The sequence below is a fragment of the Paenarthrobacter sp. TE4293 genome (assembly GCF_050435325.1).
GTDB classification, from domain to species: Bacteria; Actinomycetota; Actinomycetes; order Actinomycetales; family Micrococcaceae; genus Arthrobacter; species Arthrobacter nitroguajacolicus_C.
In genome coordinates, this window is sequence record NZ_JBNJRY010000004.1 from 136,420 (window position 1) to 162,524 (window position 26,105).

Sequence of the window (26,105 nt, forward strand, 5' to 3'; positions counted from 1 at the left end):
CTCCCGATGCGCGCGACCCGGTGTAACGGATTAAGTCTATCGGATACCTGTCAGACCGGCACAGCTTCGGCTATGCGCACGCTGGACCCGTTCCTGCCCTTGATGACTTGGAGCTGATGCGGGATGCGTTGCTTCATCTCCGCGACGTGGCTGACCAACCCCACTACCCTGCCGCCGTCGCGCAGTCCTTCCAAGGCGTCCATCACTTGCTCCAGCGCCTGCTCATCCAGGCTGCCGAAGCCCTCATCTACAAACAACGTCTCGATGTCGACGCCGCCCGCCTCCTGCTGCACCACATCAGCCAGGCCCAGCGCCAAAGCCAGGGAAGCCATGAAGGATTCACCGCCGGACAGGGTGGACGTATCGCGCCGCTGGCCGGTCCACTCGTCCACGACTTCCAGGCCCAGGCCGGACTTCTGGTTCCTGGCAGCCCGGGCATCAGTATGCTGCAGCGTATAGCGGCCGTCGCTCATGGCGACGAGCCGTTCCGACGCTGCCAGGGCCACCTGCTCCAAGCGCGCCGCCAGCACGTAGGCGTTAAGGCTCATCCGGTAGTTGTTGTCACCGGCACCACGAACCGTGTCAGCCAGCTCGGTCAGGATGCGGGCCTTGTTGCGTGGTTCCCTGCCGGATTGAGCCAATGCCTCGTACTCCCCGCGGAGCCTTGCTACGGCCTCAGCCGACCTTCCCGCCAACGCCGACGCCAAAGCGGCCGCCCGTGCACTCTCTGCGGCGTTGGCCGCCTGGAGCTTCGCCTCGGCGAGTTCATCCTCAGGCAACGGAAGCTCGCCGATATGAACTTCCTTGGCGGCCAGGACGAGGTCCTCACTGGCAAACAACTCTTCCAGGCGGGCTGTTTCCGTTTCAAAATCAGCGACGTCTTTCTCCAGCCCCACCACATCGGCAGGAGGGAGAAGTTCACGACGTGCCTCTTCGGCCGAGGCGAACCCTGAGTCGGGCAAGGCTTCGCGGAGGGTGGCGGCAGCCTCCGCTTGGGCTTGCCCGGCGCGTTCGAGTTCCCGGTCGGCATCAGTTGCCGACTGGAGGAGCCCGCGATCGCCAACCAAGGCATCCAAACGTTCATGAAGGCTCGGGAATTCTTCCCGCAAGCCCGCCAGGTCTGCCTCCAGGGCGGCGTATTGCTCCTGCACCAGCAGTACGGCAGACGAAGCCTGGGTGGCTGCGCCGGCGTGAGCCGCGTGTTCCTCCTGGACCAGGAGCGTCTTGGCGGCGATGGCCTCCTGTTTGCCCCGAAGCCGGGCCAGTTCCCGGGCCGCCTCTCTCGCAGCCGTGGCGGCCTTTTGGGCAGAGACCAGCCGTGAGTCCGCGGCGTCAGCGTCAAGTGACCCGCCTTGGGCAGCCAAGCCGGCGAGGACCTGTGCAGCAGCCGAAACTTCCTCAGCAAGGAGCCCCAGGGCTTTCTCGCTGGCTTCGAACCGCTTCCTGGCTTCTTCCTCTTCCTGGGCAAGTGAGAGGGCTGACTGTATCGCTGCGGCGGGATGCGGATGGTCCTCGCTCCCGCACACAGCACACGGCTTGCCGCTCTCCAAGGCCGCAGCCAACTCCCCCGCAGCGTTGGCCAGCCGGCGCTCCCGGAGGTCAAGCCACTCCTGCCGGTGGTCCTGTGAGAGGGCCCTGGCACGCAGGTGCTTCGCGGAAATCCCTTCGAGCTCTTTGGCTGCCGTGGCATGCCGGGACACGATGCCCACCAGCTCAGCGGCAGCAGCCGTTTCCCGCTCCAGCTCCGCGAGGCCATCAGCCACCGACTCCAAAGGTTCGATCAGGCTGCTCACGGTTGCCGCCTCTTCGCGGAGCCCAGCCAGAACGGCTTCAGCTTCAACCGCAGCTGCTTCACGGGCCGCTTGTTCGCCACGCTTGGCGGCAAGGCGGACAGCCAGGTCCTCCAGGCGTTGCTCGTCAGGAAGCCGGGCCTCAAGAACCGCACACGTCGCCTTCAAGCTTTCCAGGGACGCGGCGGGGTCTGTTGCGTCGAGGCCTGCCGCATCCAGTTTTTTCCGGATGGCCTCGACGCGGGCGACGGCGGACTGCAACGTGCGTGCCGCGGCGTCGGCAGCGTCAAGCTGGCCCCGGAGGACAGAAGCCCGGCGGTGCCTTCCGAGCATGTCCTTGTTCTCGAGTGCACGCGGCGCGGCCAGCTCGAGGAGGACCCGCCGCTGCATCGCGGCCCCAAGCCGACCATGCCGCAGCGACTTTTCCTGGGCTTGCTGGAACTGCTCAGCGAGGCGGGAGGAAAGAGACTCAGCGAGGCCCGCCTCGTTCTCCACGCGGGCCCATGCAGCGTTCACCTCTGCCTCTACCTGGACCAGCCAAGCCTCAGGCTCCTGCCCGGCAGCCAGTCCCGCGGTCGCATCTCCATCTCCGGTCGCCGCATCCCCGGCCGGCGTATCGGCCAGTCCCAGCTGCTCCCGCTCTGCTGCGACACGGTCAAGAAGGATCTTGAGATCGGAGGCGTTCTCCTGCACCGCACGGGTGGCTTCAGCCGACTGACGTGCGATCTGGCGTTCGACGGCCTCAAAGCGTTGCGTGCCGAAGAGTTTCTGCAGGAGTTCCATGCGGTCGTTGGCTTTGGACCGAAGGAAAGCCGCAAAGTCACCTTGGGGAAGCATCACGACACGGGTGAACTGTTCCCTGTCCATTCCCAGGACATCGGAAAGTTCGGCGCCTGCTTCGTCGCTCCTGGAGGATTTCTCCTCCCACTGTCCGGCCACGCGTTCCCGAAGGAGGGTCTTTGCCTGCTGGGTGGTGAATCCCTTCCGGCCCCGGGCACTGGGGCGCTCCCATGCAGGTGACCGTGTCACTTCGAAGCGCCGGCCGCGCGCTGTGAACTCACAGACCACCCGTGGTTCGGCCGAAGGTGCAGCGTGATCGCTGCGCAGCCGCTTTCCTTCCTGGCGTGCCCCCGGTACTGCTCCATACAAGGCGAAGCAGATGGCATCCAGAATGCTCGTCTTACCTGCCCCGGTGGCACCGTTGAGAAGAAAGAGTCCCTGCGCCCCCAAATGGTCGAAGTCGATATGTTGGGCCGTGGCGAAGGGCCCGAAAGCTTCAACCTCCAGGCGATGGATCCTCACAGTTCCGCCTCTTCCAAGCGAATGGCCTCAAGTGCTTCGCGAAGCGCAGCTTCTTCGGCTGCAGTGGCACCACGGTCCCGGACATGCTCCAGAAAGCCGCAGCAGACGCCGAGGTCGTCCCTGGCCTCCGCGAGCCGCTTACTGTAGCTGGTGGTGGTCCGGGGTTCGGCACCTTCGGGATCGAAGGCCAGGACCAAGGTGTCCGGAAAGCGCACCCGGAGCCGTTCCATGGCCTGTGCCGGCCGTTGTGGATCGGTCAGGGTGATCTGGCAGAATGCAGGCTCCGCCCAGGCATACTCCTCCGATTCCAAAAGGCCGTCCAGCGTGCCACGGAGTACGGCAAGGGCCTTGGGTGCATCCCACCCGACGTCCCGGACGTCGACCCCTCCGGATTCATCGATGTCCACCAGCCAGGCACCCTTGTGGTGCTTGGCTTCGGAGAAGGAATAGGCCAGCGGCGAGCCGGAGTACCGGACATTTTCGGACAATTGCTGCCGCCCGTGAAGGTGGCCCAACGCCGTATAGGTGAATCCGTCGAACAGGTCCAGTGGCACGGCGCCCAGTCCTCCGATGCTGAGGTCCCTCTCACTCTCGGACGTGATACCGCCGCTGGCAAAGGTATGCGCCAGAACCACCGGATAAACAGGGCCGGATTCGCGGCGGCGCTCCACATCGGCCCTGATGCGCTCCATAGCTTCGTGCGTAACGTCAAAATGGTGTGCATTCTCTACGCCAAGTCGCTCCGCCACGAGCCTGGGCTCAAGATAAGGAACGCCATAGATTGCCACGTGGCCCGGGATGGCGCTGTCCGTTCCCACAGGGAATAACGCAGGGACGTCCAGCTCTTCCACCCTCGTGCGCAAGTGCACTCCCCCGCGCTCCAAGAGGCGGGAAGCAAAGCCCAACCTGATGGCGGAGTCGTGGTTGCCGCTGGTCAGGACAACGGCGGCCCCTGCCTGCGTGATCCGGACAAGGGCGTCATCCAGCAGCTTGACGACATCCAGGCCGGGCAAAGCGCGGTCATAGACATCGCCCGCTATCAGGACGAGATCCACCGAGTTGGCCTCAACGAACCGCACCAACTGGTCCACAAAGTTGCGTTGGGCATCGAGCATGCCAACGCCGTGGAATGACCGGCCGAGATGCCAGTCCGAAGTATGAAGTAACCGCATATTTCCAAGTTAACCGGGGGCACCGACAATAAAGCGCAGGCAAGCCGCCCGGCGTCGATCCTGTCCGGCTGCTAGCCCTTCTTGCCGTCGAAGAAGTCCCGGGCGTCATCGCTCGCAGCCGCAGGGGAAGCCGGTCCAGAGGACACGTTCTTCTTCACGGGCGCCTGCGGGGCCTTGTCTCCAGCGATTCCGGCTGTGTCCTCCGTGAGGTCGTCGTCAGCGTCGAACGCGTCATGGACGCCGTCGTCGGTGCCGGTCCGGAAGTCGTCCGGCGCTGCGTCCTTGGCACCCGCCAGGACCTGGAAGCCACGGAAGACAAGCCCGGCAAGCGCCGCACCCATCAACGGTGCCACCCAGAAGAGCCACAATCCCTCAATGGCCCACGGCGAGCTGAAGAATGCCTGGGCCGTTGCCCGGGCCGGGTTGAAGGGAAGATTGCCCAGGACCTGGCCGAGTTGAAGGAGCACGGCCGTGGCCAGGCCCACCGCAAAGGGAGCCAGGACGGGAATGGCCCGGCGGCCGGCGGTGGCCCCCAGGAACACTGCGACCAGCAGGGCCGAACCAAGAATTTCGACCAGCAGGACTCCTGCCATCTGCGTTTGGGCGGCGGCATGCTCGCCGTAACCGGGTGCCACGACATCGAAGGCAGCCCGGGCGTCCGTCAGGACAGGCACGGTGGTCACCACGAAATAGATCAGCGCAGCACCCACCACGCTGCCAATGAGCTGTGCTGCCAGGTACGCAACGGCAGCAACGGCGCGGATCCGGCCCGCAATCAGGTTGCCCAAGGTGATCACCGGGTTGAAGTGTCCCCCGGAGACATGCCCGAAGGCCAGCATGGCCACCGTCACTGTGAGGCCGGCGGCGAGGGCCACCGGCAAGGGTGCCCCGCTGGGATTGGAAAAGATCCCCACGCCCACCGCAACCACTACAACGAACATCGAGCCCACAGCTTCAGCCGACAGCCGGGCAGGAAGTCCCGGTTGGTAGTCGGAAGTGGCCTGCACAGGAGAGGTCATGGTGAATGTGTCCTTACGGTTGGTATGGATGCGCGACAGGCGTGAAGCCGGGGCTCTTGAGCATTGTGCCAGCCGAGTCTGGGCAGTTGCTGAATCCCGCCTCCGAGCTTATCCGCCCAAGGCAATGGCCGCGATCGCGGTGCCGCCCAGGCCCATCACGGCCAGCGTGCTGACCAGGACCAGCCTGGCCGATGCCGCCCCGTTGCCACCATGGAGCTGGCGTGATCGAACCCACACTGCGGCAGCAAGGACCACGGTGGCCGCAGCTGCCATGAGCGCACAGATCCCTTGGTAATCGAGTCCGGGAAGGCCAGCGACAAGGTTTCCCGTGGACGGCTCGGACGTTAGCCAACTCCGCCAAATAAACAGGTCCACTACCACCAGGGAGATCAGGGTCCTGCGCCATGCCAGGGTGGTTCGTTCGGGCTGGAGGCCGGGATCGCGGACTTCCATGCCTACCGGGCCACCAGGATCAGCACCGCGAACGCGAACGCCGCAACCGCCACCACGATCGTCATGAACAGCATGACGCGGGAGAAGGGCAACGCCTGGTCGTTGCGCATGGCCGCTTCCATTTGTCCCCACCGGCGATAGGACAAGGCGGCCAGGCCTGCCCCAACAAGCGCCAGCAGTACGCACAGGACCAGCCGGACGGGAGTCGGCGCGATGTTCGGCGCCAGCTGGTCTACGGCGACCGCGCCGGCCAGCAAAGCCAGGGAGGTGCGGATCCATGCAAGGAAAGTACGTTCGTTGGCGAGCGAAAACCTGTAGTCAGGCGTCTTGCCTGTGCGTCGCCACGAGGGTTCTCGCACGGTGTCCCTCCAAAGGTTTCATCGGTGCCGGGCAGCTTCCCCACCATATCAGCGGGGATGCGCGGGCACGGTAAGTTACTGGCATGAGTGTTGAACCTTCCTCCCCCGCTGCGCCGTCCTTCGAATCCCGTGTCCAGGGCACACTTTTGGGCGGCGCCATGGGTGATTCCCTGGGCTACGCAGTGGAGTTCGATTCCCTCGCGGCAATTCAGGCGCGCTACGGTTCCGCTGGACTGACGTCCTTTGGTCAGCTCGACGGCGACAGCCACTTCTCGGACGATACCCAGATGACGCTGTACACCGTTGACGGCCTGGTGGAAGCCCTCGAATGGGCCAACGACGGTGTCGCGGCCGACGAGATCGCCTGCCTGTGGCTGGCCTACCTGCGCTGGCTCAGCACCCAGGACGTTGCCGTGGCAGGATCGGCCCCTGTGCCCCAACCGCGGTGGATCGATGCCCAGGAGGTGTTGCGGCACCGCCGCGCGCCGGGAAACGCCTGCCTCAGCGGCCTTGCTACCGGCGACATGGGCACGGTGGCGCGCCCCGTTAATCCCGAGTCAAAGGGGTGTGGCACCGTGATGCGCTCAGCGCCGTTCGGGCTCATCCCCCATATCTCCCGGGAGGCCGTCTACAAGCTGAGCTCCGACGCCGCATCCCTGACACACGGGCATCCATCGGCGCGACTCAGTGCTGCGGCGTTCAGCCTGCTGATCCATAACATCGTGGCAGGCAGCGACGTGCGGAGCGCTGCCAACGAGGCCCTCGGCTACGTGAACAACGTTCCCACCAAGGCACCCGAACTCGGGGAACGACTGGAAGCGGCTTTGCAGCTGTCCCTGCAGCCCACCGTGCTGAACCCGGAAGACCTGACCGCAGCGCTCGGTGAGGGGTGGATCGCCGAGGAAGCACTCGCCGTCGGGCTCTATGCGGTACTGGCCACCGGTGGCAGCTCCCCGGCCGAGCACTTCCGCAACGCAATCGCCGTGGCCATCAACCACAGCGGCGACAGCGACTCGACAGGGTCAATCGCCGGAAACATCCTCGGAGCCTATTACGGCGAAGAATGCCTGCCGGGCGACTGGCTGGAGGCCTTGGAAGCACCGGAGGTCATCCGGGGCATGGCCGACAGGCTGCTCGCCGTCACCACTGGCTAGGGTCTTTTAACGCCTTGCGCACATCCGGGGAGGTGCGCAAGGTGATGTTGTTGCAGGCCTCGCAGATATCGGCCGGGATGAGTCCGCGGCGCTGCAGGAACCCGAAGATGGCGCATCCCAGGCAAAAGCCGACGAATGCTTCCAGGGAGGCTGCCACGATCAGAAGAGCCAGCAGGATCCAGGCGGCCGGCTCGTGGCCGGCAAAGAACAGCACGACGGCGGCACTCGTCAAGGCGGCACCGATGCCTTGGGCGAACCGCTTGGGAGGCCCGGCGACCAACTTGGCGTGCCCGATCCTCGGCGCCAGTACCTTGACGGACAGCAGGGCCAGCGGCGAGATCCGGGGACCGAACAGCACTCGAAGCCAGAAGCCGGCCGCCAGTGCGATCAGCCCCCAACCCCAGCCGGTCAACAGTGTTGCGATGGCCAGCACGACCACCAGTCCAGCAGTGATGCGGGCTGCGTATTCGTTGACGGGGTTGGGGAACTCGAAAACAGCCCTCCAGTCGACCCCGCGATGCACGGGACCATCGCTTTGCCGGGGAACCGGCGGGTGAAGGGTTGGCTTGGTCATACCCCAAGGCTAGGAGCGGCGCTCTTCCGGCAGGAAGCATTGTTGCGCAGTATGACCGTTCACGCCGCCTGGGCGCCCGTTCAGGCCCCGCCCACCATTTGCAGGAACTCGCCTTCCGAGACAACCTCGATCTGTTGGCCTTTGGCGTGAAGCTCCAGGACCCGCTTGGCTTTGCCGGTAAGTCGCCCGGCCTGCAGGTCGCCGGCTACAAAGCCATCGCCGACTATGAGCACGGTGGTCCTGGCCGTGACCCGGCTTTCCGGCCTGGCCCCCATCTCCGCCGCCCTCGATTTCGCTTCCGGCCGCGTGATGGCCAGATCGCCCGTGAAAACCACAGTCTGTCCGAAGAGCGGATGGCCGGGCTCTGCTGCGGGATTCGGCAAGGGGTTTGGCCCTTCCTCGGGCCAGGCCGACCATCCGTTGGGACCACCAACCGCCCGTTCCAGCCCGCTTTCAGCAGCGCTCCCCGTTCTGGCCGCGAGCGCGGAAAGCGTCGCTTTGGACAGGCCCAGTGCGGGATCGAAGGCCGGTTGCTGGGGAAGGTTCAGGCCGAGGGAGAGGTACAGTTCGGCGATGCTGTTGGCGTTGTTGCGCCGGGCAATGTCCACCAGGATGCCGGCGCAGGCACGGGCGTCCTCCGCGGCATCGTGGTGGTTGACCAGGGGCACTCCGGCTTCCTCCGCGGCATAGGGCAAGGAGTTGGACACCAGTGAATAGCAGCGACGGGAGAGCATGACGGTGCACACATAGTCATAGGCAGGTCCGGCAAGACCGGAAACTTCCAGGCCGGACCGGATGACGCCAAGGTCGAAGGCCGCATTGTGCGCGGCGAGGACGTCGTCACCGATGAAGGCACCGATTTCAGGGAACAGCTCGCCGAAGCGCGGGCGTCCGGCAACGTCTTCGGCCCGGATGCCGTGGATGCGGGTGTTGTGGTACTCGAAGTGATCATGGTTCTCCGGCGGGCGCATCAGCCAGGAAGCCTCTTCGACTACCACTCCGCCGCGGACTTTACTGAGGCCTACCGAACACGGCGACCCGCGGAATCCGTTGGCTGTTTCAAAGTCGATCGCCGTAAAGTCCAATGCCACTGGACAAGGTTACAGCCCGCAAAGGCCGCCCCTGCCGATTTCCGCGGCGGGGCGGCCCTTCCCGCCTCCATTGTGGTGAACGCTACAGCTCTGCGCCTAAGGGGTGGCCTTGCGAAGCGTTGCGTAGGAGCCGGCGGCGAGCAGTACGCACAGCACCGCCGCCCACCCGCTGACGCTCAGCGGTGTTTGCTGGGCAAACCAGGTTCCGACATGTCCCCACCACCCGAGTGAGGTGGTGAGTGCGGCCAGGCCGATCAAGGCCAGGACCGTCCCCAGCGTGGAGATCAGGGTGCCTGTGGTTCCCCAGCGCTTGAAAATGGTGGCGAACCAGAATCCGATGATGAACATGAACATCATCAGGACAAAGAAGAAGGCCGCCGTGGAGTACCACGGTCCATCCGTCACCCAAGGGATAGTGAAGAAGTAGCCGTAGACGCCCCAGCCGGTGGTTGCCCTTTCAATGACTCCGCCCAGCAGGTAGAGCCCCGTCATTCCCAGCGCGATGAGGGCGAAGAGGCCCAGGGTGCCGACGTAGAACGCCCGGCGGCTGATGCTTAAGCCTTGGGAGAAAGGGAACACCAGGGTCATGCTTTGGATACCCAGGACCATGAAGTACCACAGGGGCGCCTGGCTTCCGCCCCCGTTCTTGCCCTCGGTGACGGGAATGAGCGCGAAGATGGCGAGCGACATCAGGAAGGCTGCCGCCAGGATCGTCAGCGGCCATCCGATGTAGGTCCACTTATTGATCAGTTGCATCCGTGCCACTGCCAGGGTCCTGCTCATCTCCTTGCCTCCAACGTGTCATCGGCGAAATCTTGGGTACGTGCGAGGGCTCCGGAGACTTCCGGACCCGCCATGGTCTTCCGGACCACCAGCTGCTGCAGGGATACCGGCGACAACTCCATGCCCAACTCGCGCGCTTCGGCACGTTCACGGCTGCTGAGCGCCTCATCCACCGTTACGGATGCCAGAGAGCCCAGCGTTTCGCGGTGCAAGACCTTCCGTCCGACCACGAATTTGTCCACCCTTTCCGCTGATCCGGAGACGGTGACGGCCGAACCGCGGATGTCTTCGGCGTCCGCGTCCATGATGATCCGGCCGCGATCGATCACCACTACGTGCTCCAGGAGGTTGGCGACCTCGTCGATCAGGTGTGACGACAGGATGATGGTGCGCGGGTGCTCTGCGTAGTCCTCGACCAGGCGGTCGTAGAACAGTTGGCGCGCGACGGCGTCGAGCCCCAGGTACGGCTCATCGAAGAACGTCAGCTCGGCGCGCGAAGCAAGCCCGATGATGACTCCGACGGCGGAGAGTTGGCCGCGTGAGAGTTTCTTGATCCGGCGCTTCACGGGGAGCTGAAAGTCATCGGCCAAACGGTGGGCGAACTCCTGGTCCCAGTTCTTGTAGAACAGTGCGGCGGAGCGGAAGGCGTGTTGCGGCTGGAAGTCATCCGGGTATTTCTGTGATTCCCGGATGAAGCAGATGCGGGACAACACGGCGTCGTTCTCGTAGGCGCTGGCACCGAAGACCAGTGCCTCCCCGGAAGTGGCGAAAGCCTGCGCGGTCAGGATGGACATCAACGTGGTCTTGCCGGCGCCGTTGCGTCCGAGCAGTCCGTAGATACGGTTCGCGGAGAGGCTCAGGCTGACGTTGTCCAGCGCATTGAGGTCTTTGTAGTGCTTGCTCAGGTTACGGGCCTCGACGATGGTCTCGCTCACAGGGCCGCGCTCCTTTCCTTGTCGGTCCCCGGCTCCGGGGCCAGCCCGGAAGCGTGGTGAATCATGGTGTTCAGCTGCTCCGCCGAAATGCCCAGTTTCCGGGCCTCCAGCGCCAACGGCTTGACGTACTGCTCCACGAACTCGTCGGTGCGCCGCGCAATCAACTGGGCGCGGGCACCTGTTGCTACGAACATCCCTATCCCCCTGCGTTTGTAAAGAATCCTCGAATCCACCAGCAGGTTGACGCCCTTGGCAGCGGTTGCCGGGTTGATGCGATGAAAGGCAGCGAACTCGTTGGTTGAGGGCACCTGAGATTCTTCTGCCATGGTGCCGTCCACGATGCCGTTCTCGATAAGTTCGGCGATCTGCAGGAAGATCGGCTTGCTGTCGTCGATCATGGGCACCACCGCCTCACTGGTTCGTTACTCATGTAACTAACCATATAAGCAATGAGCCATGAGTCAAGGCCCTGGTCGAAAACCACGACGACGGCGGTCAAGTAGGCTTGTCGGGTGATCTTTTCTGCGATAAGCGACCTTGCCGTATCCACTATCGGGGGCGCGGGACCGGTGCAACCGTCCATGGCGTCATTCCTGCCGGACTGGTTGAATCCCCAGGTCTTCCTGGCCGACCCCGCCCTGGCACCTTGGGTTGTCCTGCTGGTGTGCGGCATCGTCTTTGCCGAAACCGGCCTGCTGGTGGGCTTCTTCCTGCCTGGCGACTCCATGCTCTTTACGGCCGGCCTGCTCGTTGCCACAGACACCATCAAGTTCAACATCTGGGCTTTGGCAGGCCTGATCATCGTCTCTGCCATCATCGGCAACCAGACCGGCTACCTCATTGGTTCCAAGGCCGGCCCCGCCATCTTCAACCGCCCCGATTCCAGGCTCTTCAAGAAAGAGAACATCGAGAGCGCCCACGCCTTCTTTGAAAAGCACGGCGGCAAAGCGTTGATCCTGGCACGGTTCGTTCCCATCATCCGCACCTTCGTGCCCGTGATCGTTGGCGTCGCACAAATGGACAAGCGGAAGTTCTTTCTGTTCAACGTCATCGGCGCCGTCCTCTGGGGCGGCGGCGTGACCCTGTTGGGCTTCGTCCTCGGCGATCGTGTCCCGTGGGTCAGCAACAACCTGGACATCATCTTCATCGTCATCGTCCTGATTTCCGTCATTCCCGTTTTCATCGAAGTGGCCCGCGGATTCATGGCCAAGCGCAAGGCAGCAGCAGAAGGCACCGACCCCGTGGAGGAATTCATCGAGGAGCACGAGGGCGGCAAGCACGGCGAGCACTAAGGATCACGGTTCCGAAACAACAAAAGGCACCCAGCTGTTGCGGGGTGCCTTTTGCGTAGGACAGGAACTAGTTGGAGCCGTCCCGGGACAGGGCGGACACGATGGCCGGAAGCAACGCGCGGAACGCCTGTCCCCGGTGGCTGATCGCGTTTTTCTCCTCTGAGCTCAGTTCGGCGCAGCTGCGGTCCATCCCGGCCGGCTGCAACACGGGATCATAGCCGAAGCCGCCATCGCCGCGGGGTTCGCGCAGGAGGGTCCCCTCCAACTGGCCATACTCCACCGTCTCGTGGGCAATACCATCAGGGCCTGGCACGGCCAACGCGGCAGCACAGACGAACGCTGCCCCGCGGAACGCCTCCGGTACGTCGGAGAGCTGGGCCAGCAGCAGCTTCAGGTTGGCGGCGTCGTCCCCATGCGTGCCGGACCATCGCGCCGAAAAAATGCCTGGAGCTCCGCCCAGGACGTCCACGGCAAGTCCGGAGTCGTCAGCGATGGCCACCAGGCCGGTCGCTTCAGCTACGGCGCGGGCTTTGAGGAGGGAGTTCTCGGCAAACGTGACACCGGTTTCCGCCACATCCGGGGCACCTGCCGCAGCGGCATCCACCACCTGGGAATCGACGTCGAGCCCTGGAACCTGGCCCCGCAGCAGTTCGCGGAGTTCCTTCAGCTTGCCCTTGTTATGTGTGGCAAGGACAAGACGCGGAGCCCCGTTTGTCACTGTGCCGCTCACGGGGCCTCAGCCAACGTCTCACGCTGGATGGCCGACAGCTGGGTGGTGCCCAGCAAGGCGAGGTCAAGCAGCGCGTTGAGTTCGTCACGGTCGAAGGGGGCGCCTTCAGCCGTGCCCTGGACTTCAACGAACTTCCCGGATCCGGTGACCACGACGTTCATGTCCGTCTCCGCGCGCACGTCCTCCACGTAGGGCAAGTCAAGCATGGGTACCCCATCGATGATGCCCACCGAGACAGCGGCAATGGTGTCCACCAGCGGCTCGGCGTTGCGGGCGATCAGCTTGTTCTCGCGGGCGAAACGGATAGCTTCCGCGAGTGCAACGTAGGCGCCCGTGATCGCGGCGGTCCGGGTGCCGCCGTCGGCCTGCAGGACGTCGCAGTCCAGAACTATCGTGTTCTCGCCCAGCGCCTTGGTGTCGATGATGGAGCGCAGGGAGCGGCCGATCAGACGCGAGATCTCGTGGGTTCGCCCACCGATCTTGCCCTTCACGGACTCCCGGTCCGAACGGGTGTTCGTGGCGCGGGGAAGCATGGCGTACTCGGCAGTGACCCATCCGCGGCCTTCGCCTTTAAGCCACCGCGGCACGCCCTCGGTCAGTGACGCTGTGCACAGGACCCTGGTGTTTCCGAACTCGATCAGCGCCGAACCCTCGGCCTGCTTGGACCAGCCGCGGGTGATGCTGATGGGACGCAGTTGGTCGGGTGTCCGGCCATCGGCTCGGATGACGGGTGTGGCTGTAGCTTCAGAAGTCATGGTTCAAGCTTAGCCAAGCCAGCGCGCCTCCCGACGCCGATCCCCCGCTAGATCGTGTAGTGGACTCCGGCGACGGCTACTGCCACGTCTCCGGCGAAGACCGGTTTCGCCTCGGACAACACTTTGGTCTGTGAGGTCCAAACAGGAATGTGGGTGAGGAGGAGCCGTTTGGCCCCGGCATTGCTTGCGGCTTCGCCTGCCCGCTTGCCTGTGAGGTGGACGTCCTTGATGTCATCGTCCCGGCCTTCCTCGAACGCTGCCTCGCAGAGGAACAGATCAGAGCCCTTGGCCGCGTCTTCGAGTCCCTGGCACGAATCAGTGTCGCCCGAGTACGTCAGGATCTTGGTCACGGGCACCCCGTCTTTACCGGGTTCGGTGGCCGTCACGCGCAAGGCGTAGGCCTCTTCCACCGGGTGGTTGACGGCATAGGGAGTCACAGTGAACGGACCCACGGTGACAGGTTCGAGTTCTGCCCAGTTGGTGAAGTCGAATTCCTCATGCATGCCGGGATCCAGATCAAGCCCGTACGCCGTGGCCATCCGGTCCGCCGTCGCCGCTGGTCCCCATACCGGGAGCCTGTCACGTCCCCATCCCCCGGGCTTCCAGCGGACGGCGACATGGAGCCCGCACAAGTCCATGCAGTGGTCCGGGTGCAGGTGCGTGAGGAATATTGCGTCAATGTCCTCAAGATCGGTGTATCGCTGGATCGCCCCCAGGGCGCCACTGCCCAGGTCCATGACGATCTTCCATTCCCGTTCGCCGTCGTGGGCTGTTACCAGATAGCACGACGCCGGAGACCCGGGACCGGGAAAGGAACCCGTGCAGCCCACGATGGTCAGTTTCACAGCACACGCCCCAGGGTTGTGCCCGCGTCGCCGTCGAGGGCCGGATCGGGCTGCACGAAGTATGAGCGCCGGGACAGTCCCGCTCCTGAGCGAGCCGCTTCCAGCATCTCGGGCGTGATGCGCGCCAGGCTGCCTGTGGGGTACTGCGCGGCCACATGGTCCACGTGCTTCACGGAGAGTACCTCCGGCCCCAGGAAGCGCCGGGCCAGGGTTTCGAACTGGTCGGCATCTCCCGTGGCGATGAATTCGTGGCTCGGCGGAGTGGACTCGGTCCGTTGGATGCCGTGGGTGGCCAGGGCGCGGTAGACGTCCTTGGCGGTTTCCTCGGCGCTGGACACGAGCGTGACGTCCTCTCCCATGACGAAGGAGAGCACCCCTGTCAGCAGCGGGTAGTGCGTGCATCCCAGGACAACGGTGTCGACACCGGCATCCTTGAGCGGCTCCAGGTACTCGTTCGCGGCGGCGAGAAGCTCAGGGCCTGTGGTGATGCCGGCCTCCACGAAGTTCACGAACGCCGGACAGGCCACGGAGGTGATGGTGAGGTCCGGAGCAGCTGCGAAGGTGTCCTCATAGGCCCGCGATCCCACGGTAGCCGAGGTTCCGATGACCCCGATCCTGCCGGAACGCGTAGCCGAGACGGCACGCCGCACTGCCGGCTGGATGACCTCGATGACCGGAATGCCGTAGCGGGCGGTGTAGCGTTCCCGTGCGTCCCGCAGCACAGCGGCGGACGCCGAATTGCAGGCGATGGTCAGCAATTTCACCCCGGAGTCCACCAACTCATCCATCACGCCCAGCGCGTTGGCACGCACTTCGGCGATGGGCAGCGGGCCGTAGGGGCCATTGGCGGTGTCACCGACGTACAGGATTGACTCGTTGGGGAGCTGATCGATGATGGACCGCGCCACGGTCAACCCACCCACTCCGGAGTCGAAAATGCCGATCGGGCGCGTCCCCACGAGTTCGCCCGTGCTGATGGGGGCGTTACTGCCCGCGGCGCCGCCTGGTGAACCCGATGATGAAGTCATAATTATTCGAGAATAAGGCTTCCCATGGTGTGCGGCCATTACCTGTGGTCACCGCCTCGTGTCTGATGCGTCACAAGCAGTGGGAGCCACCGGGCCGTCCGGATCAGGATTTCGCCTGCCTGGCAGCCATCATGGCCTGCACCAGTGACTCCTGCAGCCAGGTGGTGAAGTTGTAGACCAAGGCCAGGTAGCTCTCGACGTCTTCGGCCTGGCTCCAGTCCTGCATGCTGTGGACGTGTTCGGCGTCCGCTTCGTCACGGATGTCCAGGCGTTCGGCCAGAACCAAGCGGACATCGTTCAGTGCCATGGACCACCGGGTGGCATCTTCCGGTGTCAGGACCAGGTCGTTTTTGTCCAGCCCCAAGGCCGCAGCCTTCAGGGCACCGATCTTGGTTTCCCGCACGGAGCGTTCGGTGAGTTGCCGGAACTCCAGCGAGCCGCCGTCGTCGTCCTTCATGACGTTCGGCAACAGCCGCAGCAGGGCGCGATCGCTGGGTTGCTTGACGTCCATGTCCAGGCCGACGAGCGCCGCCAGCGGGTCCTCGTTCTCCCGCACGTCCTGCTCCAGCATGGAGATGACGTCGTCCAGGAGTCCGCGCAGGAGGTCGCGCTCGGCGGGTTCCAGGTATCCGGTGATGCCCTTGAGTCCGTACTTGAATGCCTTAGCCACGCTGGCGGCCGCCCTTTCCGGGTGTTTCGTTGCCGCTTGCAGCCTTCTCCACAGTGGCCCACAGGCCAAAACCGTGCATGGCCACGGCATGCTGCTCCACTTGTTCCTTACTGCCATGGGCCACGATGGACCGGCCCTTCTTATGGACCTCCATCATGAGCTTGTGGGCTTTGGACTCGGAATAGCCGAAGTAACTCTGAAAAACAAAGCTTACGTAGCTCATCAGATTCACGGGATCATTCCAGATCACAAGGTTCCACGGGATATCGGGGGCTGTCAGGACATCGGTGGACGACTGCTCTGCAGCTTTCGTCCGCTCATCGATGTCGGTGCCGTACGCAACGCTAGGGCTCATCTGTCCATTCTAGGGCGGCTCGCACTAGAGTGAATTCGTGAGTAGAGCCACGTCCTGGGACCATCCCGCAACTTCCTTGTACACAGACCATTACGAACTGACGATGCTTCAGGCCGCTTTGCACTCCGGCGCAGCGCATCGTCGTTCGGTGTTCGAAGCTTTCGCCCGGCGGCTGCCGGACGGCCGCCGGTACGGCGTAGTGGGCGGCACCGGACGCCTTCTGGAGGGCATCGCCGACTTCCGGTTCGGCGACGCTGAACTCGCTTTCCTTGAGCAGAACAAGGTGGTCAACCGGGAAACCCTGGACTATCTTGCCGACTACAAGTTCAGCGGTGACATCTGGGGCTATGCCGAAGGCGACGCCTACTTCCCCAACTCCCCCATCCTGATCGTGGAATCGACCTTCGCGGAGGCCTGCATCCTGGAGACCTACATCCTGTCGGTCCTCAACCACGACAGCGCCATTGCATCCGCCGCCTCACGGATGACCTCCGCGGCGGGCACCCGCCCCTGCATCGAGATGGGCTCCCGGCGGACCCAGGAGGAATCGGCGACGGCGGCCGCGCGCGCCGCCGTCATCGCCGGCTTCGCCAGCACATCCAACCTTGAGGCCGGACGACGTTACGGCATCAAGACCGTGGGCACGGCGGCCCACTCCTTCACCCTGCTGCACGACACAGAGCGGGAAGCCTTCGAAGCCCAGATCGCGACTTTTGGCCCCGGCACGTCGCTTTTAGTGGACACCTACGACGTCGAGACCGCCGTCCGCACCGCAGTGGAGCTCGCCGGCGACAAACTCGGCGCGGTCCGCCTGGATTCCGGCGACCTCATTGCCCAGGCTCAATGGGTCCGGCAGTTGCTCGATGACCTCGGCAACGTCAACACCCGGATCGTCGTGACCTCTGACCTCGACGAATTTGCCATCGCTGCCCTCCAGTCCGCCCCGGTGGACTCCTATGGTGTCGGCACGTCCCTGGTGACCGGCTCCGGCGCCCCGACGGCCAGCATGGTCTACAAGCTGGTCAGCCGCACCAACGACGCCGGTGAATTCATCTCGGTGGCCAAAGCCGCCAAGAACAAGACAAGCGTTGGTGGACGCAAGTACGCCCTCCGCAAACTCAATGACCGCGGGCGGGCCACCCAGGAGGTCGTGGGCATCGGCCACCGTCCCGAAGATGATGGGAACGACCGCGCCCTGCTGCACCAATTCGTCAAGAACGGAGAGGTACTTCCCGGCTGGACCGGCCCCGAGGGCGTGATCCGCGCCAAGGAGAGGCACGCCGCCACCATGGCCGAGCTGCCCGCCGTCGTGAACCGCCTCCAGCGCGGCGAAGCCGCCATTCCCACCGTCTACGAGGAGAACTGATGTCACGTGCCCTGATCATCGTTGATGTCCAAAACGACTTCTGCGAGGGCGGCTCACTGGCCGTCGAAGGTGGCGCCGCCATCGCCGGCGCCATCACGGAATACGTGGACGCCAACCAGCAGCACTTCGACCACATCGTGGCCACCCAGGACTGGCACATCGAACCCGGGGACCATTTTTCCGAGGACCCGGACATGGTGGACTCCTGGCCTCCGCACTGCCGTGCACGGACCAAGGGCGCCGAACTGCATGAGGACCTGGACCCCGAGTACATCCAAGCCTATTTCCGCAAGGGGCAATACACGGCGGCCTACTCCGGTTTTGAAGGCGTCCTGGCCCCCGAAGACGACGTTCCCTCGGGAGACCTGAAGGCCGGTGCCACAGTCGCCGAAGTACTGGACGAGGATGCCATAGGACTTGACGACTGGCTGCAAAGCCACGACGTCGAAGAAGTAGTGGTAGTGGGCATCGCCACCGATTACTGCGTCAAGTCAACGGCATTGGATGCTGTCCAGGCCGGTTACACCACCACGGTCATCGCCGGACTTACGGCCGGAATCGCCGAAGACCTCACGGAGGCGCTGGAGGAAATGGAAGCGGCCGGCGTCGACGTCGAACGGGACTGAGTCCGGTACACCACGGAACATGCACAACGAAGGGCGCCGCAACCGCGGCGCCCTTCGTTGTAACGGCTGATGGCTGGTCCTGCTATTTCCTGCCGATGAACCAGTCCTGGAGCTTGCGCAAACGTGCCTGCAACTGCTCCTCGTTGGCCTGCGCCACTGCCGGTCCGCCACACACTTCGCGCAGCTTGGTGTGGACCACTCCGTGCGGGGTGCCGGTGCGGGCCGACCACGCCGCAACGTTCTTTGCCAGCTCATTGCGCAGGTCCATGAGCATCCGGTGGTCAGGCACAGCCGGTGAAGCCGCAGCCGCCAACGGAGACTGGCGTTTCTTGCGCGACTGCTGTTCGTGCTGGCGTTGACGCAGCAGCGTTCCTACCTGCTCGGCGTCCAGGAGGCCGGGAATGCCCAGGAAGTCCAGTTCCTCGTCGGAACCGATGTCAGCTCCCGTGCCGAACTCGCCGCCATCAAAAAGCACGCGGTCGAACGAGGCCTGGGAGTCCAATGCTTCGAACTTGCCCTTGGTGAGTTCGTCCGAGGCCTTGTCCTCGCGGTTGGCTTCCGCCATGAGGTTCTCTTCGGGAGAGAAAAGACCGTCCTCGTCCTTCTCCGGGCGGTCCAGGGCGTGGTCGCGCTCGGCCTCCATGGTGTTGGCGAGAATCATCAGCGGCGGCACGGACGGAAGGAAGACCGACGCCGTCTCTCCCCTTTTTCGGGCACGCACGAAGCGCCCGACAGCCTGGGCAAAGAACAACGGCGTCGAGGTTGAGGTGGCGTAGACGCCCACCGACAGGCGTGGAACGTCAACGCCTTCGGACACCATGCGGACAGCCACCATCCAGCGTTGTTCTCCTGCGGAGAATTCCTCGATCTTGCTCGAGGCCTTGGAGTCATCCGAGAGAATCACCGTGGGCGACTGACCTGTGATTTTCTTGAGTTGGCCCGCGTAGGCGCGTGCGTCGTCGTGGTCCGTGGCGATGACCAGGCCACCGGCGTCCGGCACCGTCCGCCTGACTTCGCTGAGGCGTTTGTCAGCAGCAGCCAGAACCGCGGGGATCCACTCACCGGTAGGGTTCAACGCCGTACGCCATGCCTGCGACGTGATGTCCTTGGTGACGGCTGCTTCACCCAGCGACGCGGCCATTTCGTCCCCGGCACTGGTCCGCCAGCGCATCTGGCCCGAATAAGCCATGAAGAGCACGGGGCGGACCACGTGATCCCGCAGCGCATTGCCATAGCCGTAGGTGTAATCGGCCTTGGATCGCCGGATGCCGTCCCGGTCCTCCGCGTACTCAACGAAAGGAATGGGCGAGGTATCGGAACGGAACGGAGTACCCGTCAGGGACAAGCGCCGTGCAGCGGGATCAAAAGCTTCACGCAGGCCGTCGCCCCAGGAGAGCGCTTCTCCGCCGTGATGGATTTCGTCAAGGATCACCAAGGTGCGCGCCGCTTCAGTCTTGGCGCGATGCAGCATGGGCTTGCTCGCTACCTGCGCGTACGTGACGGCCACGCCGACGAAACCGCGACCGTGCTGGCCATCGGAGTTCTTGAAGTTCGGATCGATGGCGATGCCGACCTTGGCCGCGGCGTCTGCCCACTGCCGCTTCAAGTGGTCGGTCGGCGCAACAATCGTGACCCGGTTGACCACGCCGCTGTCCAGCAGCGTGGTGGCGATGCGCAGTGCGAAGGTCGTCTTACCAGCGCCCGGCGTAGCCACGGCGAGGAAGTCCTTCGGGTTGCGGGTCATGTAAACGTCCAGGGCCTCCTGCTGCCAGGCACGAAGCTTAGGCGCAGTACCCCAGGCGGCCCGTTCGGGATACGCCGGAGGCAGGGACGGGCCACCAAAAAGTGTCTCTGTCATGCTGACTCCCCCGGCCTGATGGCAGCGGCTATGACCTCCAGCCCGGCGGTAACGCCGGGATGGAGGTCAAAACGGTGACGATCAGAAGGGACCTGTGTTCTCTTCCCACCCACTACTTGGAGTTGCCCGGGCCGCCGTTTTTTCCACCGTCGTTGCCGGGGCGGAGGCCTTCATAAATCTCCTTGCACTCCGGGCACACCGGGAACTTCTGAGGGTCCCGCCCCGGCGTCCAGACCTTGCCGCACAAGGCAATGACCGGTTCGCCGGTCAGAGCCGACTCCATGATCTTTTCCTTGCGGACATAGTGGGAAAAACGCTCGCGGTCGCCGGGTTCCACTTCCTGGCGCGTTTCCTCGCGCTCAATGGTGGCAGTGGACGTTCCGGCTCCGGAAAGCTCGCGCATGGGGTCGTTTTCGAATGGATCCGGAGGAAGCGTAGTCATGCCAAACATCTTACCGTCTAGATGCCCTGCCACTCCGGCTTGTTGTCGTACGTGTGGCGATAGTAGTCAGCCAATTTCAGCGATGATGCGGCTGCCTCATCCACCAGAATCGTGGCGTGGGGGTGCATCTGAAGGATTGATGCTGCGCAGATGGCGGCCACGGGTCCTTCCACGAAATCGCGCACTGCCTGCGCCTTTTGGGCACCCGTTGCGACCAGAACCACATGCCGGGCATCCATGATGGTCCCCAGCCCCTGCGTCACCACGTGGTGGGGGACATCATCGATGCTGTCGAAGAAGCGGGCGTTGTCCTTGCGGGTCTGCTCGATCAATGTCTTGATCCGCGTCCGGGAAGCCAGGGAGGATCCTGGCTCGTTGAATCCGATGTGGCCGTCAGTGCCGACGCCAAGGATCTGCAAGTCCACGCCGCCAACAGCCTTAATGGCGTCCTCATAGGCCTGGCAGGCAGCCTCCAGGTCCTTGGCCGCACCGTCCGGACCATGGACGTTTTCCGGCTTGATGTTCACCCGGTTGGTGAATTCACGTCGGATCACCTCACGGTAGGACTCCGGATGTCCCGCTTCGAGGCCAACGTACTCGTCCAAGGCGAAGCCATGTGCCTGGCTGAAGTCCAAACCACCGGCATCGAAGCGCCGGGCCAGCTCGTCATAGACGGGCAGCGGAGACGATCCCGTGGCCAGGCCCAGCACAGCATTCGGCTTGCGGCGCACCAGAGCTTCAATGGCATCGGCCGCAAGCGCGCCGATCTGCTTGGTGCCAGGGAGAATGACAACTTCCATCGTCACGGCCTTTCTTCGTAAGGGGCTTCGAGCTATCTGACACAGACGTTATCCCATGTCCCACCTATGAGCATGGTTGTTACGCAGCTAACGATTAACGCTGAGTTGGGCGAACATTTCCGGACCTCGTGCGTCCAACCATTTTCCACCGAGGCGCACACCTGCAACGAACAGGATGGCACCCAGCAACGGACCAGCCACCAGGTTGATCCAGCCAGCCTCCGGGCCACCCGTGAAAGCCTGGACTGCCACCAATGCAAGTTCCGGCACCAACAGGAGAGCCAGGACGCCCATGCCCACCGCCTGGACGGCCAGCGTCTGGGCGACGTTTCCCGGCGGTTTCTTGAACGGGCTGTCGCCGGGCAGGGGCACTGCGATGTTGTACCGGGCCGAAATGACCGAGGAAAGCCCGAGCCCCGTAAAGAGCGTCCCGAGCGACAATCCCAGGAGGTTGGGCAGCCACTGCCAATCCCCCGTCACGTAGAGCGGCCCGATGGTGAAGATCAACACGATGGGAAGAGAGATTGCCAGGCATGCCAACGCCCGCCCCAGCCTGTCGTCAACGCCGCGGACCCCCGCCGCCAGGTGGAGGGCAAAGGCGGTGTTGTCATAGGAAACATCAGCGCAAATGGACCACGCCATGACGAAGGCCGTCAAAGGCCCCAGGATCATGAGCAGCCCATAACTGCCGCTCTGCGACCCGCTGAAAAAGAAGAGCACAGGGAACAACGGAACAATCACCAAGGACGCTGCGTATCGCGGATCCTTCAACCAGTAAATCAACGCCCTGGCAGCAACAGCCCCTGCCGGCGTCCCGGGAAGCCGGCCGAACAGCCCCAGCTTCCCGCCTTTCCTGGCCGCCCCACCAGAGTACGGGGGCGTCACCAGGGCGCGTTTAAGGAGGAGATGCCAGCATACGAGGAGGACGGCAATAGTGGCCGCGGAGATCAGGAACTTCAATCCCGCTGCCGCAAAATTACCGGATTCGGCGTCACCACCAAGGGACCAGGCCGCACCAAGCGGCGTCCACGACACTGTTCGGGCGAGCGTTGCCAAATAGTCGGCACTATCGCGGACGCCGTCCACCACACCAACCATGATGGGGCCCATCAGCACCAGGGGTATGAAGACAATGATGCTGCTGACGTCCTTGAAGCGCCGTGACGCTGCGAGGCCGGCGGTCGCCGTCGTCACGACTTTGGACAACACAATGCAGGTCAGGGCACCCAGGACGGCGCCCAGGACCGCGCCGGTGACCGCTGGAACGCTGCGCCACCATGTCCCTACCGTGCCCAAAGCAGCAAGCAGCGTGGCCAGGCCTGGAATACCGATGAATCCAGCGAGGGCCAACCCGGTCAGTAGTTGGCGCGAAGGAATCGCGAACGTGGTGAAGCGGGCCGGATCCAGGGTCATATCGACCGCAGAGGCAACCAGCGGGATGATGGCCCATCCAAGAACAGTGGCCGCTCCACCCAATACCACCACGGTGTGGGCGATCTCCGGATCAGCCCACCGCAGCGCTATGAGGCCTCCAATCAGGAGCACCAGCATTCCCAAGGCATAAAGAAGTCCCAGCGCCATGCCAACCAACTGCCATGGGCTGCGCTTGAACCCGTTAAGGAGCAGACGCCACTTCAGGTTTAGAAGGTGCGCAACCATTCCAGCCCCTCCGTCCGGTGTCCGCCGCCCACCAATTGGACGAAGCGTTCTTCCAACGACGAACCATCCCGGACCTCGTCCACGGAGCCCGCCGCCAAAACGCGACCCCCGGCAACCACGGCAACGTGGCTGCACATGCGCTGCACCAGGTCCATGACGTGGCTGGAGACGATGACGGTTCCTCCCGAGGAAACATAGCCCTCCAGGATGCCCCGGATATTGGCGGCCGAAACCGGGTCTACCGACTCAAAAGGCTCGTCGAGGACAAGGAGGCGCGGTGCATGGATCAGTGCAGAGGCCAAGGCGATCTTCTTGGTCATTCCAGCGGAGTAGTCCACCACCAAAGATCCGGCATCGGCCTCCAGGTCAAGGGCAGCCAGCAACTCGTGAACCCGTGATCCGACAACCTCGCGGTCCATGCCACGGAGGAGTCCGGAGTAAGTCACCAGTTGCTCGCCCGTCAACCTGTCGAAAAGGCGTACCCCATCGGGAAGGACGCCCATGAGCTTCTTGGCCTCCAGCGGCCGCGCCCAGACATCGACGCCATGGATCAATGCTGTGCCAAAGTCCGGACGCAGGAGCCCGGTCGCCATGGACAGCGTCGTGGTCTTGCCGGCGCCGTTGGGACCGACCATGCCGTAAAAGGAACCCGCGGGAACCTCCAGGCTCACGCCGTCTACCGCGATCTTGTCCCCGAAGCGCTTGGCCAGGCCCCGGATCGACAGGGCAGACAGCGGCGCATCCGCAGACGAGCCTCCGTGCGGAAATACCGCAGCGTCGGGCTGTGCTGCCGGGGATGCCGGTGCGGGTTCTGCGGGACCTTGTGGTGGCGCGGCAACCGGCGGTGGCGGGGAAATGGGCGTGGGTTCATGGCGTGATTCCGTCATGTGTCCAGCCTAACCTCGCGCACGGAAGGTGGAGCCGGTTCTAGAAGCCGTGGCGGGGAACAGCGCGTTGATACTGCGGAACCCACGGGATGTCGTGGCCGAGCTCGTAGGCTGCCCTGAGCCACCAGTGGGGATCGCGCAAGGCCGCCCGCGCCATGAACACAGCGTCCGCCCGCCCATTGGCAACGATGTCTTCAGCCTGGGCAGCGCTCGTGAGCAGCCCCACCGCGCCGGTGGGAACACCGGCGTCGCGCTTTACTTGCTCGGCAAACCCGGCCTGGTAGCCGGGAACGGCCCTGATCTTCTGGTGGGCCACAGCGCCACCGGACGAGACATCCACCAGGTCCACGCCGCGCTCGGCGGCAGAACGGGCCAGCCGGACTGACGCCTTGACATCCACTCCCCCATCGGCCCAATCCGACGCGGAGATCCGCAACAGGAGCGGCATGGAGTCGGGAATGGCCCCGCGCACGGCGTCCACCACCCCGAGCATGAGTCTGTTCCGCCCCTCCTCGCTTCCACCCCAACTGTCAGTCCGGGTATTGATGAGGGGGCTTTGGAATTGATGCAGCAAATATCCATGGGCTCCGTGGATCTCCACAGTGTCGAAGCCCGCGGCAACGGCACGCGCGGCTGCAGAGGCAAAGTCGGCGATCACACCGCGGATGTCTTCCTCGCTCATGGCTTCCGGTGCTGCGTAGCCATCGAACGGCTGGGTGGTAGGCCCTGCGGTGGGCCAGCCACCGTCCGACGCCGGGACGGACCCGGAGCGATCGGAAAAGGGCCAATACGTCGACGCCTTACGCCCTGCGTGGGCCAGCTGGGCCCCGATCTTGCAGTCGACCGCACCATGCCGGTGGACAAAATCAACAACGCGTTGCCAGCCGGCGGCCTGCTCATCCGTGTACAGGCCCGCGTCCAAGGGGCTGATTCTGCCCGCAGGGTTGACCGCTGCTGCCTCGCTCATGATCAGGGCTGCTCCGCCGGTTGCGAAAGAACCCAGGTGCATCAGGTGCCAGTCGTTGGGGACGCCCTCTCCGGTCCCGGGATGGCAGCTGTACTGGCACATCGGCGAGACCCACCCGCGGTGCGGGATGGTGAGTGAACGCAGCTGCAGTGGGGAGAACAGCGCGGACGGCACTAGAAAAGAACCCTCGCGAGCCCCTGGCGGGCTTTGGCTACCCTCTCGTCCCGGGTGCCCACGACCTCAAAAAGCTCAAGAAGCCTTACGCGCGCAGTCTCGCGCTCCGGGCCGAAGTTCCTGCCAATGAAGGTGATGATGCGGTTGAAGGCGTCCTCGATGTGACCACCGGAAACGTCGAGGTCGGCAACACCCAGCTGGGCCTCGAGATTGTCCGGCTCCTGGGCGGCAAGATCACGGAGGTTTTCCGCATCGGGAGCGGAGAGACTCTCCAGCCTGGCCATCAGCTCCACCTGGGCGAGGCCGGCTTTGGCGTCAGCGTCGGCCGGTTGTTCGAGGAGGGCTTGCTTGTACGACGCCACGGCAGCGGCATAGTCGCCTGCCTCGATGGCGTCAAGGGCCGCTTGGTGGAGCGGCGGGAGGGGTTCAGGTTCGGTTTCCTGGTCCTGGGCGGCGTCACCAATGCTCCCGGTAACCCCGTTGGCGGCGGCCACCTTCAGGAGCTCCTCCACCAGGTCCCTGATCTGGGCATCATCTGCCGGACCCTGGAACAGGGGAACGGGCTGGCCCTTCACCACTGCAACAGCCGTGGGGACAGCCTGGACCTGGAAGGCCTGTGCCAGTTGGGGGAAGGCATCAACATCGGCCGCGGCAAGAACCAGACGGCCTCCGTAGCTTTCCACCACGCGTTCGGCGGCGTCCAGCACTGCCGGCGATTCCGCCGCGTAACGCGACCAAAGGAGGAACAGCACCGGAATCTGCGCAGAAAGCTGCACCAGATCCTGGAAGTTGGTTTCAGTGGCATCCACGCGAAGGGGTGCCCTGCCGGCCTCGCCGGTGGGGGCCCCGCCGGCGGCACCACCGGTGGGCGCACCACCGTCCGCGGAAGCGGGGGGTGCCGGGGGCGTGGCCGGGCGGCGCAGCGACGAGAGGTCTACGGCGCCGCGAAGGTTGAGCTGGCTGGCAGCGGCTGGAGTGGGTCGGTATCCGGGCGAACTCATACCGTCCACTCTAGCCGC

27 protein-coding genes are annotated in these 26,105 nt (G+C 64.2%); 4 read left to right on the plus strand and 23 right to left on the minus strand.

Annotated features, from left to right (window positions below):
* Window positions 1-50: 50 nt before the first annotated feature.
* From QF015_RS09495 to QF015_RS09515, 5 genes are all read right to left on the minus strand, one after another.
* The gene (locus tag QF015_RS09495) at window positions 51-3,092 is read right to left on the minus strand and encodes an AAA family ATPase (RefSeq protein ID WP_429388622.1); all 3,042 of its coding nucleotides are present in this window, start codon (window positions 3,090-3,092) and stop codon (window positions 51-53) included.
* Window positions 3,089-4,264, minus strand: coding sequence for an exonuclease SbcCD subunit D (locus tag QF015_RS09500; RefSeq protein WP_429388623.1), 1,176 nt, complete (start codon window positions 4,262-4,264; stop codon window positions 3,089-3,091). Before QF015_RS09500 ends, QF015_RS09495 begins: the two co-directional genes overlap by 4 nt.
* Before the next feature lie 71 nt (window positions 4,265-4,335).
* Entirely contained in the window at window positions 4,336-5,283 is a 948-nt protein-coding gene (locus tag QF015_RS09505) for an aquaporin (RefSeq protein ID WP_429388625.1), read from the minus strand.
* Between the two features lie 108 nt (window positions 5,284-5,391).
* Window positions 5,392-5,736, minus strand: a complete 345-nt coding sequence (locus QF015_RS09510) for a DUF202 domain-containing protein (protein WP_310208820.1) — start codon at window positions 5,734-5,736, stop codon at window positions 5,392-5,394.
* A gap of 2 nt (window positions 5,737-5,738) precedes the next feature.
* Window positions 5,739-6,095: a YidH family protein gene (locus QF015_RS09515; protein WP_310208822.1), complete on the minus strand. Its 357-nt coding sequence runs from the start codon at window positions 6,093-6,095 to the stop codon at window positions 5,739-5,741.
* An 83-nt stretch (window positions 6,096-6,178) separates the two neighbouring features.
* Here QF015_RS09515 and QF015_RS09520 point away from each other — a divergent pair, with 83 nt between their 5' ends.
* On the plus strand, window positions 6,179-7,249 hold the full coding sequence (locus tag QF015_RS09520) for an ADP-ribosylglycohydrolase family protein (RefSeq protein WP_429388628.1): 1,071 nt from the start codon (window positions 6,179-6,181) through the stop codon (window positions 7,247-7,249).
* Here QF015_RS09520 and QF015_RS09525 read toward each other — a convergent pair.
* The 5 genes from QF015_RS09525 to QF015_RS09545 form a co-directional block, all read right to left on the minus strand.
* Complete coding sequence (locus tag QF015_RS09525; protein WP_429388630.1) at window positions 7,236-7,823, minus strand: DUF4395 domain-containing protein; 588 nt, start codon at window positions 7,821-7,823, stop codon at window positions 7,236-7,238. The genes QF015_RS09520 and QF015_RS09525 overlap by 14 nt on opposite strands.
* Window positions 7,824-7,903: 80 nt before the next feature.
* The gene (locus QF015_RS09530) at window positions 7,904-8,914 is read right to left on the minus strand and encodes an exonuclease domain-containing protein (RefSeq protein WP_310208829.1); all 1,011 of its coding nucleotides are present in this window, start codon (window positions 8,912-8,914) and stop codon (window positions 7,904-7,906) included.
* Window positions 8,915-9,010: 96 nt separating this feature from the next.
* Window positions 9,011-9,697 (minus strand): hypothetical protein, encoded by a 687-nt coding sequence (locus QF015_RS09535; RefSeq protein ID WP_310208831.1) that lies wholly within the window; start codon window positions 9,695-9,697, stop codon window positions 9,011-9,013.
* The gene (locus tag QF015_RS09540) at window positions 9,694-10,632 is read right to left on the minus strand and encodes an ABC transporter ATP-binding protein (protein WP_429388632.1); all 939 of its coding nucleotides are present in this window, start codon (window positions 10,630-10,632) and stop codon (window positions 9,694-9,696) included. Before QF015_RS09540 ends, QF015_RS09535 begins: the two co-directional genes overlap by 4 nt.
* Window positions 10,629-11,030, minus strand: a complete 402-nt coding sequence (locus tag QF015_RS09545) for a GntR family transcriptional regulator (RefSeq protein WP_429388634.1) — start codon at window positions 11,028-11,030, stop codon at window positions 10,629-10,631. The genes QF015_RS09540 and QF015_RS09545 overlap by 4 nt, the downstream gene beginning before the upstream one ends.
* A gap of 129 nt (window positions 11,031-11,159) precedes the next feature.
* On the opposite strand from QF015_RS09545, the gene QF015_RS09550 reads away from it, so the two are divergent.
* Window positions 11,160-11,924 carry a DedA family protein gene (locus QF015_RS09550; protein ID WP_310209267.1) on the plus strand — a complete coding sequence of 255 codons (765 nt, stop codon included), beginning with the start codon at window positions 11,160-11,162 and terminating at the stop codon, window positions 11,922-11,924.
* A gap of 67 nt (window positions 11,925-11,991) precedes the next feature.
* Here QF015_RS09550 and rdgB read toward each other — a convergent pair whose 3' ends face one another.
* From rdgB to clpS, 6 genes are all read right to left on the minus strand, one after another.
* Window positions 11,992-12,654, minus strand: a complete 663-nt coding sequence (gene rdgB / locus QF015_RS09555; RefSeq protein ID WP_429388636.1) for an RdgB/HAM1 family non-canonical purine NTP pyrophosphatase — start codon at window positions 12,652-12,654, stop codon at window positions 11,992-11,994.
* A complete protein-coding gene (rph, locus tag QF015_RS09560) occupies window positions 12,651-13,409 on the minus strand; it encodes a ribonuclease PH (protein ID WP_011775233.1) in 759 nt (252 codons plus the stop codon). Before rph ends, rdgB begins: the two co-directional genes overlap by 4 nt.
* 47 nt (window positions 13,410-13,456) lie before the next feature.
* Window positions 13,457-14,254, minus strand: coding sequence for an MBL fold metallo-hydrolase (locus QF015_RS09565; RefSeq protein WP_310208839.1), 798 nt, complete (start codon window positions 14,252-14,254; stop codon window positions 13,457-13,459).
* On the minus strand, window positions 14,251-15,282 hold the full coding sequence (gene murI, locus QF015_RS09570; protein WP_397337295.1) for a glutamate racemase: 1,032 nt from the start codon (window positions 15,280-15,282) through the stop codon (window positions 14,251-14,253). Before murI ends, QF015_RS09565 begins: the two co-directional genes overlap by 4 nt.
* Window positions 15,283-15,385: 103 nt before the next feature.
* Window positions 15,386-15,952 (minus strand): DUF2017 domain-containing protein, encoded by a 567-nt coding sequence (locus tag QF015_RS09575; RefSeq protein WP_310208843.1) that lies wholly within the window; start codon window positions 15,950-15,952, stop codon window positions 15,386-15,388.
* Window positions 15,945-16,307 (minus strand): ATP-dependent Clp protease adapter ClpS, encoded by a 363-nt coding sequence (gene clpS / locus QF015_RS09580; RefSeq protein ID WP_024817261.1) that lies wholly within the window; start codon window positions 16,305-16,307, stop codon window positions 15,945-15,947. The genes QF015_RS09575 and clpS overlap by 8 nt, the downstream gene beginning before the upstream one ends.
* Window positions 16,308-16,344: 37 nt before the next feature.
* Here clpS and QF015_RS09585 point away from each other — a divergent pair, with 37 nt between their 5' ends.
* Together QF015_RS09585 and QF015_RS09590 are read left to right on the plus strand one after the other, a co-directional pair.
* A complete protein-coding gene (locus QF015_RS09585) occupies window positions 16,345-17,673 on the plus strand; it encodes a nicotinate phosphoribosyltransferase (RefSeq protein ID WP_310208847.1) in 1,329 nt (442 codons plus the stop codon).
* Entirely contained in the window at window positions 17,673-18,299 is a 627-nt protein-coding gene (locus QF015_RS09590) for an isochorismatase family protein (protein ID WP_310208848.1), read from the plus strand. Before QF015_RS09585 ends, QF015_RS09590 begins: the two co-directional genes overlap by 1 nt.
* 82 nt (window positions 18,300-18,381) lie before the next feature.
* Here the strand turns inward: QF015_RS09590 and QF015_RS09595 are convergent, their stop codons facing one another.
* From QF015_RS09595 to QF015_RS09625, 7 genes are all read right to left on the minus strand, one after another.
* Window positions 18,382-20,157, minus strand: coding sequence for a DEAD/DEAH box helicase (locus QF015_RS09595; protein WP_429388639.1), 1,776 nt, complete (start codon window positions 20,155-20,157; stop codon window positions 18,382-18,384).
* Between the two features lie 112 nt (window positions 20,158-20,269).
* Window positions 20,270-20,608 carry a DUF3039 domain-containing protein gene (locus tag QF015_RS09600; protein ID WP_089595519.1) on the minus strand — a complete coding sequence of 113 codons (339 nt, stop codon included), beginning with the start codon at window positions 20,606-20,608 and terminating at the stop codon, window positions 20,270-20,272.
* 8 nt (window positions 20,609-20,616) lie between these two features.
* Entirely contained in the window at window positions 20,617-21,399 is a 783-nt protein-coding gene (gene nagB / locus QF015_RS09605; protein WP_310208852.1) for a glucosamine-6-phosphate deaminase, read from the minus strand.
* Between the two features lie 87 nt (window positions 21,400-21,486).
* Window positions 21,487-23,058 (minus strand): transporter, encoded by a 1,572-nt coding sequence (locus tag QF015_RS09610; RefSeq protein WP_429388641.1) that lies wholly within the window; start codon window positions 23,056-23,058, stop codon window positions 21,487-21,489.
* Window positions 23,040-23,945: an ABC transporter ATP-binding protein gene (locus QF015_RS09615; protein ID WP_310208856.1), complete on the minus strand. Its 906-nt coding sequence runs from the start codon at window positions 23,943-23,945 to the stop codon at window positions 23,040-23,042. Before QF015_RS09615 ends, QF015_RS09610 begins: the two co-directional genes overlap by 19 nt.
* Window positions 23,946-23,985: 40 nt before the next feature.
* A complete protein-coding gene (locus tag QF015_RS09620; protein WP_429388643.1) occupies window positions 23,986-25,086 on the minus strand; it encodes an NADH:flavin oxidoreductase/NADH oxidase in 1,101 nt (366 codons plus the stop codon).
* Window positions 25,086-26,087, minus strand: a complete 1,002-nt coding sequence (locus QF015_RS09625) for a tetratricopeptide repeat protein (RefSeq protein WP_429388645.1) — start codon at window positions 26,085-26,087, stop codon at window positions 25,086-25,088. Before QF015_RS09625 ends, QF015_RS09620 begins: the two co-directional genes overlap by 1 nt.
* Window positions 26,088-26,105 lie beyond the last annotated feature (18 nt).